Below are 15,239 nucleotides of genomic sequence, written 5' to 3' on the forward strand. Positions count from 1 at the left end.
AGCGAACGCAGACAAGACGGCTCGCGGCGTCACCCACCGCTTCGGCGCGCGACCGCGCTCGCTTTGTCATGGATCTTCTCTGCCGGCCCGGTCTCAGCGATACCGCCCCCCAACGTGATTCCCACGGCCCCGGGGGTCGCCTACCGCGCGCCTTCGGCTTCCCTCCCTCACGCGGTCGACTCCGGGCCGCAGGTGGCCTCCACGCCGTCGCCATTCGGCCTCCTCCGCGAGACCATCGCACCGCGGGATCCCCCCGACCGTGGGGGCCGGGGTGAGGGGCGTCCCGATATCCGGGACGTGGGGACGCGGGAGGAGGATCACCGGGACGGGGAGGGCGACGGGACGTGCGAGCCGGCGGAGGGTGGGGACGAGGGGCGCGGTTCCCCCGGTGAAGGCGAGCACGGGGAGCCAGGAGTCGTGCCCTCGCCCTCCCCGGGAGGCTTTGGCATCTTCGGACCCCAGAAGTACCTCCGGACCCCTGGGGAGAGGAACCGCTACACCACGACCCTCAGCGTTCCCCCTTGGGTGGTGGGGCCCTACAACCTGCACGTGCAGAACGGGGAAGCCGACGGGACTCACCGCCTGACCGCGGCCTGGATCCAGGTCAACGGGGTCTGCGTGGCGACCCCCCGGGACTTCGGGAACCGGGGGGAGGATGACCACGACAAGGCAGTGGCCAGCTTCGACCGGACCGTCACCCTCACTCCGCAGACCATCCTCAAGGTCACCCTGGCCAGCGAGCCCGGCTCGTACCTCTACCTGACTCTCTCTGGCCAGAACGCCGACCACACCCCCCCGCGCGTGACGGTCGCCCAGCCGGCCCCCGGGTCCACGATCGGAACGGCCACGCCCCGGATCGACGTCCAGTATCAGGACCTCCTGGGGGTGGGAGAGCCGGTCGCTTCGGGCGTGGACGTCTCGACGCTTCAGGTGCTCCTGGACGGGGTCGACCGCACCTCCCTCTTCACCGTTCGCTCGAGCGACGCCTCCCTCGACCTGCCTCCCGGTCTGACCCTGGCTGAGGGTATCCACGCGGTCACGGCCTCGATCAAGGATCGCGCCGGGAACCTAGGAACCACCACGGCCTCCTTCACCGTGAGCCTGAGCTCCCCCCAGATCCAGATCCTGACCCCCGCCGCCGGCGCCTACTTGAACACTGCGACCCCCCTGGTCCAGATCCGGTACCAGGACAACTTCGCCCTGGATCTCTCCTCTTTCAAGGTGCTGGTCAACGGCACCGATGAGACGGCCGCCTTCACCAAGACGGCCGGGGGGGCCACGGGGACGCCCAGCCTTCCCACGGGCGGGAACCTGATCGTGGCCCAGATCAAGGACTTGGCCGGGAACGCCTCCTCCGCCCAGGTCTCCTTCATCGTGGACACCCAGCCTCCCACCCTCTCCATCGTGCACCCCGCGGCAGGCTCCTACCTCTCGATGTCCACCGTGACCGTGAGCCTTCAGTACGCGGACGACCAGGCCCTCGATCTCACGAGCCTGAAGGTCCTCCTCGACTCCTCCCCCGTCGTCATGGGCATCCCCGGGCCCAGCGGGGCCACGGGGAGCGCGGGGCCGCTCGCGGACGGCCCGCACGCCCTCACCGCCTCCATCGCAGACCGGGCGGGCAACCGCACCACGGCGGGCGCCTCGTTCGTCGTGGACACCACCCCCCCCGCGATCGCGGTCACGCGGCCGCTGCCGGGCTCGATCCTGAACTCGACGAACACCGGGGCGTCGGTCACGTTCTCAGATGCGGATGGGGTCGTCCTGTCGAGCTTCAAGGCGACCCTGAACGGCGCCGACGTGACGTCCTCGTTCACGGCGATGCCCGGCTCCGCCAGCGGCGCTCTCTCCGGTCTTCCCCAGGGCCCGAACACGCTTCAGGCCCAGATCTCCGACGTGGCGGGGAATGTGGGTACGGCCGGCTCCACTTTCACCGTGGACTCGGTGCCTCCCACGGGTACGTTCGTGGCTCCGCAGCCTCTGGTGAACACGGCCCTCCCCATCATCCAGGCCACCTACGCCGACCCCGCGCCCGGGACGGGCGTCAATCCCGGAAGCGTCCAGGTCTTCCTGGACGGCGTCCTGCAGGGCGCAAATTTCACGGCCTCCACGAGCGCGGTGGTGGGGACGCCAGCCTCCCCCCTCGCGGAGGGAGCCCACACCGTCCTCGTGACCTTCGCGGACGGCGCGGGCAACCCGGGCCAGGCGGGACCGACCACCTTCACCGTGGACACCCAGCCTCCCACCGCCGCCTTCCGGTCGCCCGTAAACGATTCCTTCCTCAACAATCCCACCCCGACGATCGAGCTCGACTACTCGGACGCGACGAGCGGGGTCGCGACCGGCTCCGTGCACGTCTACCTCCAGCCCCCGCCCACGCCTTCGGGTCCCAGCCCGGAGGTCGAGATCACGTCGTACCTGCAGGTGGGCCCCGCGAGCGCGTTGGGGAGCATTCCGGCCTCGGCTCCCCTCGCCGATGGCTCTTATCAGCTGCGGGCGGCGCTCTCCGACCTGGCCCAGAACGCCGCCCCGCCCGTGGTCATCCAGTTCGAGATCGACACCACGCCCCCCCAAATTGCGATCACCCAGCCCGTCGGCGGGAGCTACACCAACGCCCTCACCACCGCGGTGTCCGGCCCCGTGTCCGACGACACTCCGGTCACGGTGCTGGTGGAGGGCATCGCGGCTCCGGTCTCGGGAGGAGCCTTCACGGCGCCTGCCGTGCCCCTGGGCGCGGGCCCCTTGGTCACCCTCCACGCCACCGCCACCGACGCCGCCGGCAACACCCAGACCGCCACCGTGACCCTGAACGTGGACCGGACGCCTCCCACCGTCCAGATCACGAGTCCCGTTTCGGGCGCGTACGTAAGGGGCCCGGCCGTTCCCGTGACGGGAACGGTCAGCGCGGCCGCCCCCCTGGCCCAGGTCATCGTCAATGGAACCCCGGCCCCCATCGCGGGCGGGGCCTTCAGCGCCCTGGTCCCGTCCCCCGACGGCCCGCTCACGATCGTGGCCAACGCCCAGGACGCGGCGGGGAACGTGGGCACGGCCCAGGTTGGGGTGATCGTCGACTCCATCCCCCCCGTGGTGACCATCGCCTCCCCGCCGGAGGGGACGATCACCAACGCGGCGAGCCTGCACGTCACGGGGACGGTCACCGACGCCTCCCCGGTGACCCTCCAATTCGCAGGTAGCCCGGTGCCCCTGGCCGGGAACGCGTTCGCCTTTGACGTAGCGCTTCCGCCGAACGACGGGGGCACGGCCCTGACCTTCACGGCCACGGACGCGGCGGGGAACATGAGCACGGCGACCCTTCACGTCACGGTCGACCGGACGCCTCCCGCCCTGACCATCGCCGCGCCCGCGGAGGGAGCCTACGTGGGGCGCTTCCCCGTACTTCTCCAGGGAACGGTCCAGGATCTGACCGCGACCACGGTCGTGGTGGATGGCATGGCCGCCACCGTGGCCCAGGGCAGCTGGCAGGCCCAAGCGGCCGCCCTTCCCGAGGGCCCCCACGCTTTCTCCGTGGTGGCCACGGACGCGGCCGGGAACCAGACGACGCAGGTCCGGAACATCACCGTCGACACCACTCCCCCCGCGATCGCGATCACGCAGCCGCTCGGGGGGACCTTTACCAACGCCCAGACGATCACGGTGTCGGGGACGGTGTCCGACGACACGCCGGTCACGGTGCAAGTGGAGGGACTGGCCGCCTCGGTCTCGGGCGGAGCCTTCAACGCATCCTCCGTGCCCTTGGGCCCGGGTCCCCAGGTCACCCTCCACGCGACCGCCACCGACGCCGCCGGCAATACCCAGACCGCGACCGTGACCTTGAACGTGGATCGGACCCCTCCCAGCGTCCAGATCACGAGCCCCTTGGCGGGGGCCTATCTCAAGGGCCCGGTCCTCACCGTCTCGGGGATGGTGACGGCCGGGGCCCCCGTGACCCTGGACGTGAACGGCCAGCCCGCCACCCTCAGCGGGAGTTCCTTCACGGCCCTGGTCCCGGTGACGGACGGCTCGGTGACGCTCCTGGGCACGGCCCACGATGCGGCCGGCAACGTAGGCACGGCCCAAATCACGGTGAATGTCGACTCCGTGCCCCCCGTGATCGCGGTGAGCTCGCCCGCCGACGGCTCCTTCACCAACCGGGCCACCGCCCACCTCGTGGGGACGGTGACCGACGCCTCGCCCACGACCCTCACCATAGGGGGCATGCCGGTCGGTCTGTCCGGTACCGCCTTCGCCCAGGACGTCGGCCTTCCCCCCACGGACGGTCCGACCACGATCACCTTGATCGCGCAGGATGCGGCGGGCAACGTGGCCACCCTCGTCCTCCACGTCACCGTCGACCGCACGCCTCCCACCCTCCAGATCGCGAGCCCGGCCGAGGGGGCCATCCTGGGCGCGGTTCCCGTGGTCGTCCAGGGGCTCGTTCAGGACGCCAGCCCCACGACCGTGACCGTCGACGGTATCCCCGCCGCCCTCACCCAGCAGGCCTGGCAGGCCTCGTTCCCTGGCCTCGGACAAGGCCCCCACTCCTTCTCCGTGGTGGCCACGGACGCAGCCGGAAACCAGACCAGCCTCGTGCGGAACGTCTTCATCGACCTCCTTCCCGTGACCATCGCCATCACGAGCCCCGCCCCCGGCGCCCTCACCAACGCCACGAGCGTGGCCGTCACGGGAACCGTCCAGGCGGGGAGCGCGGTTTTTGTCCTCGTGAACGGGATCCCCGCGAGCGTGTCCGCGGCGGGACAGTTCTCGGCCGTGGTGCCTCTGGTCGAGGGCAACAATACCCTGCAGGCCGTGGGCACGAGCGCCTCCGGACGGTCCGCTTCCGCGAGCGTGGTCGTGACCCGGGACACGACCCCGCCCTCCATCACGCTCTCGGCGCCGCCCACTCTCTCCTTCAACCAGACCGTCCAGGTCACGGCCAGCGTGATGGACGACACGGGGGTGGCCCAGGTCGTCCTCAAGCTCAACGGAGCCGTCCTGGCCACCTTCATCGCGCCGCCTTATGTGGCTCCCTTGGCCGTCCCCACGGGGGCCAAGGGCGGCGACCTCCTCACCTTGGAAGCGGATGCCACCGACCGCGCGGGTAATTCCGCCTCTGTCACCCAGACCGTGAAGGTGATCGGGAACGGCGTGATCGTGGGGCAGGTCCTCTCCGACGCCACGGGCCTCACCCTGCCGGGGGCCACCGTCCAGATGGTCTCCGGTGGCTCCTCCGTCCAGGCGACGACGGACGAGACGGGCCGTTACTCACTCCCCACGGGCAGCCCGGAGGCCGTCCTCGTCGCGGGCAGCAGCGGCATGACGAGCGTCGTGCGCGACATCCCGGTCCAGGCCGGAGTGGGGACGCTCCCCGTGGACGCACGCCTCACTCCCCTGGCCCCGCCGGTCACGATCGCCGCCGCGGGGGGAAGCGTTTCCGCCGGACAGGTGACCCTAGCCGTTCCCCCCGGCCCGGGGACGGTCACCCTGACGCCCCTTTCGGCCCAGGGCCTGCCCGGCCTCCTCCCCATGGGCTACAGCCCGCTGGTCGCGTTCGACCTCCGGACGGACACCGGGGCGGGGGCGCCTCTGAGCGCGACCATCACCGGCCTCACGCAGGACGTCCTGCACCTCACGGTCTACCACCCCGAGGTGCACGCTTGGTTGATGGTGAGTCCCAACCTCCAGGCGGCCACCGACGGCTCCCTCACCGTGTCCCTGCCCGAGATCAATCCTTACGCCATCGTCGCGGCCGACCCCGATCCCGCCCTGGTGATCCCCGCCGCGACTCAGCCCCTCACCGGCCTGCCGCCCCTGGATGTTCCGCCCACCTCCGTGGCTACGACGGTCGTAACGCCCCCCACGATCCCTCCCACCGGAGGCACGGCCCAGGTGGCTCTGGCCGTCCAGTCTCCGACCCCGCTGCCCTCGGGAACCGTGGTCCAGGCCCAGGTGACGGAGACCTTCACCCTGGCCACGGGCGAGGCGGCCTCGGAAGAGACCCGTCTCGAGGACATCGTTCTCTTCCAGAAGCCGGCGCCGAGCGGGGCCGTCCTGGCTGCGACCCTGCCCGCCACGCCTTCCCGGACCTTCTCCGACACCGAGCTGACGGCGGGACACGTCCACCTCGACATCGTGGCGGGACGGGAAGGGGTTCGGGGCTCAACGGGCGGTAGCCAGCCCGTCACCATCCAGGCGACGGGGGCTCAGCTCGTCGTGCCGGGGGGCGCCCTGACCCAGGACACCGCCATAGCGCTCGAGCCGCAGGCGAGTCTCTCCAGCTTCCTGCCTTCCGCCTCGGGGCTCCAGCCCTTGACGGAGGTGGTGGTGGACACCTCGGGGGCGACACTGATGCTCCCCGCCCAGCTGTCGGTGACCTCGCCGGGAGGCGTGGCCTCGGGGGACAACCTCCTCATCGCCCGCGTGGACCGGGTCTTGGATATCCCCAGGCTGGTGGTCGTGGGCCTGGGCCAGCTGAACGGCAGCGAGATCGTCACCCAGGCCTATCCCGGCCTGCCCGGGATCACGGTCGGGGGGCGGTACGTGTTCTACCGGGTTGGCTCTCCCCTGGGCTTTGTGGCCGGCCTGACCACCTCCAGCGGCGTCCTCGTCCCGTCGGTCGTCGTCGGGACGGATCAACTCCCCTTCATCGGGCTCTCCGGCGCTGACGGCAGCTACATCGTGGCCGCGCTCGCTGGTCCCGTCCAGCTCACGGCCACAGTGCCCCGGACCTCGCTCCTGGGCACGGCCACGGCCGCGGTCTCGGCCGGCCAGACTGCCGCCCAGAACATCGCTCTTGCGGGGACGGTCACTGCGGCCACGGTGTCCCCGGCCGACGGGTCGACGGGAGTGGACACCGGTGTCGAGGTCCAGATCACGTCTTCGGCCCCTCTGGACCTCAAAACCGTCACCCCGGCCAACATCCTGCTCCTCAAGGGCACCCAAGCCGTGAACGTGAGGCTCGTCCTCTCGGGAAGCGGCAAGACCCTCGCCGTCATCCCCGCCGCCGCCCTCGATTTCTCGGCCACCTACACGCTCCAGGGCTCGGGGCTGGCCGACGTCTTCGGGGGCCTCGTCTCGGTACCCTCGGTCTCGTTCCGCACCAAGGACAACGTGCCTCCCGTCTACAACACGGGTGCCCTCACCTTCTCCTTCCCCGACGCAAACGGGCTCGTGACCATCTCCGCCCCCGCGCAGACCTTCCCCCCCGGCACCACCATCCTCATCATCGATTCCGGCAACGGGATCGTGCTCTCCCTCACCGCTGGGAACTCGGGTGAGGTCGCGGCCCACCCGATGCCCGCCTCCATCAACGACCAGATGATGGTGACGATCACGGATCCTTTCGGGAACGTCACCACCTTCAACCGCAGCCAGTTCGTGGACCCCGCCACGGGAAAGACGGCCATCGGGGCCGGGGGAGGCGTGGTCCAGGCCGCCGACGGCAGCGGCGTCGAGCTGCGCATTCCCGAGGGAGCCCTGGACAAGGCGGTCACCCTCCGGATCACCGCCTTTGGTCCCGACCTCTTCCCCGATCGCCCCGAGCTGGGGGGTGCCAACTTCGGGAGCGGGATCAAGATCGAGTCCGCCGACCAGCCGGTCTTCAAGAAGGAAGTCAAGCTGGCCTTCCCGCTTCCCGACTTCACGACCGTGCCCCCGGACCAGCAGCCGGCCAAACCCGAGGACGCCTTCTACTACGTCTATCGCAAGATAGACCGTCCCGACGGCAAGGTGGCCTTCCAGACCCTGGATTGGGCCACCGTGGAGGGAAGCGGGCCGACGGCCAAGGTGGTGATGGCCTCGTACCCCATGAGCGGGTACGTGGACAGCATCGGCCAGTACGTGCCCTCGACGGGGGCGGCCCTGGGGGTGGGGCTCGCCTACGCCATCTGTGTTTGGACCATCAACCGCCTGCTCCCGGGCACGCCCGTGGGCGGCGTGATCACGGGAAGCGTCCTTCGCCCCTTCTTCCCCCCGGGGTCGACCGCTCCTTCTTATCAGGGTGTCCCCGGACTGGTCGTCCGCGCCACCACCCTCAACGGCGCCTCCTTCGATCCCACCAAGTCGGAGACGGTCGCCATCACCCAGGGCGACGGCCGCTACACGATGTTCGACGACCACTTCACGGGCGGGGTGGTGGAGGTCCACACCGTCGATCCGAGCGACGGGCTCGACCACATGGGGACGGTGTTCGCGGTCCAGGAAACCGACTCCAAGATCGACACCGACCCCGGGCTCGCCCACCTGAAGCTGTTCGGTCTCTTCAAGAACCTGGCCACGGCCGACATCCTCCTGCCCGAGGCCGCGGCCAAGGCGCCCCCGCCCCCCTTCGCCATCCACGTGATGACCGAGGACGCGAGCGGCCGCCACGACGTGACCGGCCTCATCGTCGCGGGCACGCCGCTGCGCATCGGGTTCCGGAGCGTGGACGCCCAGGGCAATCTCGCCATCGTCAACAGCGCCACCATCAACGGGGCGACCAAGACGGTGGTGCCGGAGTCGGTGCCCCCGGCCGTGCTGCCCATGAACTTCCTGCTGCAGGACGGCAGCAGCAGCGACGGGACGTTCACACCCAGCCAGGCCGGAAGCTACACCGTCGCCGCCAGCGCGATATCGCCCTTTGGAGGGGTCGAGAACGCCACCTACACCTTCCGGGTCATCGCGGCGGGGGGAAAGGTCGGTAGCACGCCCGGCGTCCCCCCCGCGGTCATCGACGCCCAGACCGCGCCCGCGAACGGCGCGGCCGGCGTGCCGGTGGGGGTCTTCCCGGCCGTCTTCTTCACCGAGCCGGTCAAGAAGATCCTGGGGAACGTTAAGCTCGTCGCCCCCGATGGCACCCAGGTGCCCTGCAACATCACGGGGATCGGGCTCGACGCTTCCGGGAACCCCATCCCGGTGCTGGTGACGGGTGCGGACGTGGTGGTCACCTCCGTGACCTTGGAGCCTCTTGCGGGCCTCGAGTTCAACGCCACTTACACGATCCTGGTCACGGACGGAGTCATCGACCTCGCCACGGACGCCCAGGGCCAGCCCGCCCCCCTGAAGCTGTCTCCCGCCCCCTACCAAAGCACGTTTACCACCTTCGGACCGGAGGCGGTGGGAGGCTCGGGGAGCTACCAGGTAGCGGGCCTGGCCGTGGTGGGGGACCGTGCCTACGTGGCCCGCACCCTTTATCCGGGAGGGGTGGGTGTCTCCCAGTCCGGCGAGCTGCACATCTTCGACACCGCGGACCCCGTCGCCCCCCGCGAGGTTCTCGATCCCCCCACCCGGTTCAACTACCCGCCCCGCGATCTGGCCGCGGGCTCCGACGGGAACGGAACCCGCACCGTAGTCATCGCCGCCTCGCCGCGGACCTATTTCCAGAGCAACGGCGAGATCGTGGTCTACACGGAGCTTGTCAGCACCCCCGCCAACCTCTTCGTCTACGACGTGACCACCGACCAGCCGCAGTGGGTCGGGGCGGCCAGCCTCACCAGCAACATCCTCGACGGGTATCCAAACCGCGTCGTCCTCCGGGGGAACAGCATCTACGTAGCGACGGCGCGGAAGGGGGTCCAGGTGGTGGACCTGGCAGGGACGAGGGCGGGCTTCCCCGACGCGGGCTTCGGCCCCGCCAATCCCGACCCCACCCAGGCGACGGCCATGGTCCCCATCAACCAGGCCCTCTTCAACTCCGGTATCAACCAGAGCGCGGTCGTGACCATCGCCCTCGATCCCGACCCGAGCAAGAACGCGATCCTGAACCTCAACGACCTCAAGGTCGGGGACTTCGTGGTCAACGGGCAGAGCCAGCCCCTGGTCTTCGCCACGGGCAACATGCCCCAGATCACCCTCGTGGTGGCAAGCCCGACGAACGCCCAGGTGCTGCTGAGCCAGCAGATCCAGAACGTGCAGGGGAGCCTCAACTGGGGGACGGCCATCGCCCTCGGCCACTTCGCGGACAAGGACGTGGCTCTCGTCGGGGGCTACGGGACGCTGGCGGGATCAGGCGCGGTCCCTGTGCTGGCTGTGATCGACATCAGCAACCCGACGGTCCCCGTGGTCCTGAACATCCTGCCCCTGAGCGGGTTGAGTTCGGTGGGGGACGTCTTGGTGAAGGACAACACGGTCCTGGTCTCGGGCGGCCTCAACTCCGGCCTCGCCCTCCTCTTCGACCTGACCCAGCCGGCAAGCCCCGAGTTCGTGGGAACCCTATCCGGGGTGGCCAGCCGGGTCGCGCTCACGGACAAGAACATCCTCTTCTCCGCGGACCGCACCTTCCTCGCCGGTGCGGCCACGCCCCTGAGCGGGGTGAGGACCGCGGCCCTGGCCACCACGGCCGTGATCTACCAGATCACCCCGAGCGGCCTCGTCCGGAACCAGGGCATCCTGGTCACCGAGAAGGACGTCAAGATCAACTTCGGCGTCGTCCCCAGCTCCTACAAGATCGGCACCGCCCAGGTCGAGATCTATAGGAACGGGGCCCTGATCCAGACCCTGGCCACCACCACCTCGGGGTCGAAGGGAACCGCCACCTGGCCGGCGGGCGCGGTCGTGGATCCAAAGGCCGTGTACACGGCCCGGGCCGTCATCGAACCCCAGACGGACAAGGTCCTCCAGTCCGCCTTCAAGACCATTCCCCTGGTGCAGATCGTCTTCGTGGACAAGCGCGGGGAGGAGAGCTTTGCCCCACCGACCTCCGATCCGCGGCCGGTGGTCACCCTGGACCCCGTAGCCGCCTCCGACGTCACCCTCATCGGTGACGGGACCCAAGGCCAGGTCAGGGTGTCGGGGCAGGTCACGGACTCTCTGGCCGATATCGTGGACAACCACGCCGCGGACATTACCCAGGTGCTCGTGAACGGCCAGGCCTATCCCGTCACCCCTGTCTCCGAACCAGCCAGCGTGACCCGGCCCTTCGCCTTCCGGGCCACGTTCCAGATGACGCTGCCTGTCGGGGTCAGTGATGGCTCCAACACGGTGTCCGTAGAGGCGGAAAACGCTATTGGCAACCGCGGATACGCCTCTTTCACCATCAACGCCCAGCAATCCGCTCCCCTTCCCGCGCCCGTGCCTACCGGGAGCCTCTACGACACGAAGTTCCTGGATCCCTTCACCCTCGTGGGTTCGGGAATGAGCACGACCGCGCCCAACTCCGTCGTGCTCTACCACGGCGCGACCACCCCGACCGGGACGGAAACCCCGCTCGTGGAGACGGGTGTGGGTACCTTGACCTTCACCGGAGTGACCTCTGACTTGGGCGCGGCGACCCTTTCCCTCCAGAGCCCTGTCTCGGGCGACACCTCAGCCCGACGAGTAGTGCCGGCGGTGCTCTCCAGCCTGGGGCTCTCCATCGTGAACCAACCCCTCGAGTTCCTGGAGACGGCGCCTGGCTCGGGGCTCTTCCGGAATCCCGCCCTGCGGCTCCCCAGCAACGAGGCCATGGAGGTCATCCTCGCCGGTCCCCTCGACCCCACCGTGGTCGACAGCATTCGCGTAAACGTCCGCTCTACCCTCGACAAGGATGCCGTGACCCTGACCGAGACTGCGCCCGCCTCGCAGATCTTTACGGGATCGACCCCCGTGTCGGGTCTGGGCACCACCACCATCCAGGTCGTCTCCATCCTGAGCCAGCCCAACCAACCGAACCGTCTGCGCCTCTTCCTCGACAGCTCCGACCTCAGCCTCCAGGGCTTCTACATGGAGCTTATGGAGGAGCAGCCGGGCAGCAACCGCTTCAGGAGCCAGTCCTTCGGACCCACTAGCATTGAAATCACACCGCCCGGACCCATCCAGACCACCCTCGTCAGCGTCCAGAACAACCCGCCCCTCGACGGAGGCACCTTCGAGCCCGTTTGGGTCGTGGCGCGCGGCCTGGCGGGCATACAGAGTGGGGACCAGGCCCTCATCAGCGGACAGGCATTCGATCTGTCCCTGGTGCCCCCCCCCGTGGCCCCGAGCAACCCCATCTCGGGCGTGCGCCTGAAGCTGCCTTTGGTCGTGGTCCCGGACAGTGGAAGCTCGCAGGCTCCCAATGTCCTCGTCGCCGTGCAGGGACAGAATCCACCGGTGTCGAGGCCATACACATTCACCTTCAGCAGCAGCGGGGTGAGCATCACGAGGCCCTCCGGCTCCATCGTTCTCTCCCCCGCGGTCGTGGTCCGGGGCAGCAAGGTCACCCTGACCACGTCTTACATCACGGCCGGGGGAGGGGAGCCGGACGTGACGGGGATGTCCGTCTCCGGAGCCGGAGTCACGACCACCCTAGTTCAGCGCCAGGAGCAGCAGGTCTCGATGGATGTCATCCGCATCACCCGCACTTTCTCGATGACCGTTGACCGCGCGGCGACCATCGGCCTTCGCGACCTCACCTTCACCCTGGCCAGCGGCCAGACCAAGACTTTCCCCCAGGCCCTCAAGATCAGCCGGGGTCGGATGGTCATTTTCGCGATCGACGGGTTCGGGTACGACTTCTTCAACCTGGTAAAGGAGGACCCGGCGCCGGCCGTGAACCCCAAGAAAGGGCCGGGCACGGCCCTCGCCGTCATCTTCGGGGAAAACTACCGTGGGACGGGCCTGCTCGAAAAAAAGCCGCTCCTGACCAGCTTCCCGCCTATCACGTTCAGCCGATGGTCGACCATGTTCTCGGGAAGCTTTCCCGCGGTGACGGGAGTGCCCGCGAACGAGTGGCTCAACCGGACAACATTGCCCACGCCGGGCGGCAACCTCGGCGGGGACCTGAGCCAATGCCTAGGCTGCAGCGATCTGACACTCGCCGTAACGGTCAATAGTTCCTCGGGTTCCTACAACCGGCACTTCCTCGGCACCCGGTTTGTTTACGACGATCTCAGGGCGCAGGGCTTCCGAAGCATTGTCATCAAGCAGCAGGCCGGGCTTGGCATGGGGAATAGCGGGCCACATGGCGACGATGTATGGGATCGGTTTGGCCCTACTGAGTTCGCACACTTCCAAAGCGTCGCCAATGACTTTGACGAGGCCGCGACCCAAAGCGCAATAGGTGAGATCCGGCGAAACGGCGACAGCTTTGACCTGATGGTCGTCTATCTGCCCGGTCTCGATCACCAGCTGCACAACCTGGGTGTAAACACCGGCGGCGGGTCATTGAACCAGGCGCAACTCTTTTTCGCTTCTGGCCTCCACCGTCGGCTGAACCAGATCACCCAGGCCTTGCAGCAGTCGTTCGGCCAGACGACGGTCTACGGGGTCTTTGGCGACCACAGCCTCGTCGACACGTCTCCCAGCAAGTTCATGTACCTGGCCAAGCAGGGCAGCTTCCTGCAGAACAATGGGTTCCAGACCTGGCAGCGAACCCTCGAGGTCAACGGCAACACCCTCGTGGGGGACACTCTTCAGACCGGCGTCTTCCAGAGCAACGTGATCTTCGATGCCCAGTATGGCCTGGCCTATATCTATGTGGCCAATAACGCCCCCGTCGCCGGCAACCCGCTCACCTTTTTTCCCGACTTCACCCAGCCCCCGAGCGTCGACGTCCTTGAACCTTTCGTGGACCAGATCTACAAGAACTACATCGCCGCCGCGGGCACCTCCTGGTCGAACCGGCCCATCTCCGATATCCTGGTGCGGGTGCCGGGCACGGCGGGCTTCTCGGATAGCTCTTACATGGTGGTTCCGCGAGACTACAAGCTCTCGGGAATCTTCGCCTGCGGAGCGAGCGGGATGGACGAGTGTCGGTTGGGCAATCAGCTGCAGCCTCCGAGCTATCTGCTGGGCAAGGGCTACGGGGATCCTCCGGATACGCGCTGGCAGTATGCACTGCCCACGGAGCGTCTGGCCCGGCTGAACTCGCCCAACAGTGGCGACATCGTCGTGCTCGCCAACATGAGCGCGCAATTCCATTTCGACGACGACAAGGGACTACCGGGCAATCACGGAAGCCTGACCTATGCGGACGCGATTGTGCCGGTTGCCTTCGGTTACCCCGGCGGTGATGCCGTGCCCGACGCGCTCAAGCCTATCGTGGACTATCTCGAAGGTGTAAACCCTATTGGCTTTACACTTCCTACGAAGGAAGGCGTCGTCTGGGACAGTGTCAACGAGGCGGAAGCGACGGCAATTCGCCGATTCTTCGGGATCCCTTGACCGTCCCACGTGTCCTCGGAGTGCCTAATGGACGCTCCCCTAGGGCGAGATGTCACCGCTCCCGCCCACCACAGGATTGACTCTGCGTTGAGCTGCGGGCCTTCCGACGGCCGCCTGAGGGCCGGAGGGATCTCGCCCATAAGACTCGGGAGCCGGGACTCCCAAGGTGCGTGATTTGCGCCGGTTCGTCGAGTGGCTGGCGACCCTCATCCTGCTCGCGGTCCCGTTCTTAATCGGCCTGCGGGCCATCAATCTCCTCGAAGACGTGTACGGAACGCACGGTGACCTTCATCCCGTACTGGCGTCGGAAGCTCTGTTCTGGTCGATCCCCGTTCTGTCGCTGCTCGCATCTGTAGCCATCTGGGGCCAGGTCTGGCGCCGGTGGGGAATCGGTTGGTCGGCTCCGCTGGTGGGCGCGGTCCTGGGAGGTACGGGCGCGTGGTGGGTCGCCTTCGTGCTATGGAGGATCGTGAGGGGCTTGGCCGCCTCGGCGCCAGACTCAGGGGGTCCGTCCGCTCGCTTTCAACTGCAGGCGGGGCTCGTCTTCGGGATTCCCGCCGCCCTCGTAAGCGTCGTCTGCGCATCCATCTTGAGCCGTCGTGCCCTGCAGGGAAGCCGGCTGTGGCGGTTGAGTTTCGCGGGGTTGGGCCTGGCCGCCGTCACGCTGCTCCCGACCGTGGAGCTGACCCTGACCCGCCTAGATCTTTCGTCCGCGCTCCGGCGCCTCCGTCGCAGCGGCGAAGACGGGGACTCAGTGTGGCACATCTGCGCGGTCTGCTCGGTGCTGGCAAAGTGGCCCGTCAATCTCGACGCCGTGGTCCCGGACCTGGAGAAGATGTGGAGAGAAGACCCGGAGCGGGCCGCGGAGGTGTCGAGTGCCCTGTCTTGCTTCAGCCTGAGAGACAGGCCTGCGGCCCGCAGGGCCTTGAGCTCGATGGCCACCGCCGGCAGCCTGCCGGCTCAGGTTCGCGCGGCGGCCGTTATGGAGAGCGACCTCTTGAACGAGGAGGAACGGCTGGAGGCTCTCCTCCGGGACGAGTCCCCGGACGTGCGGCGGGCGGTGGTCGAGCTTGTCCACAAGAAGCTGCAGGAGATCGACCGCTGGCAAAAGACTCCCGAGTGGGTGCGAAAGGGATCCCCAAGCG

At 68.3% G+C, this 15,239-nt stretch carries 2 protein-coding genes; both read left to right on the plus strand.

Annotated features, from left to right (window positions below; all coding sequences use genetic code 11):
- Positions 1–114 precede the first annotated feature (114 nt).
- Entirely contained in the window at positions 115–14,094 is a 13,980-nt protein-coding gene (locus tag VN461_00650) for an Ig-like domain-containing protein (protein ID HXB53265.1), read from the plus strand.
- Positions 14,095–14,260: 166 nt separating this feature from the next.
- Positions 14,261–15,239: hypothetical protein (locus VN461_00655; GenBank protein ID HXB53266.1), on the plus strand; the 979-nt coding region annotated here is incomplete at its 3' end.

The sequence above is a fragment of the Vicinamibacteria bacterium genome, assembly GCA_035570235.1.
Classification (GTDB): Bacteria; Acidobacteriota; Vicinamibacteria; order Fen-336; family Fen-336; genus DATMML01.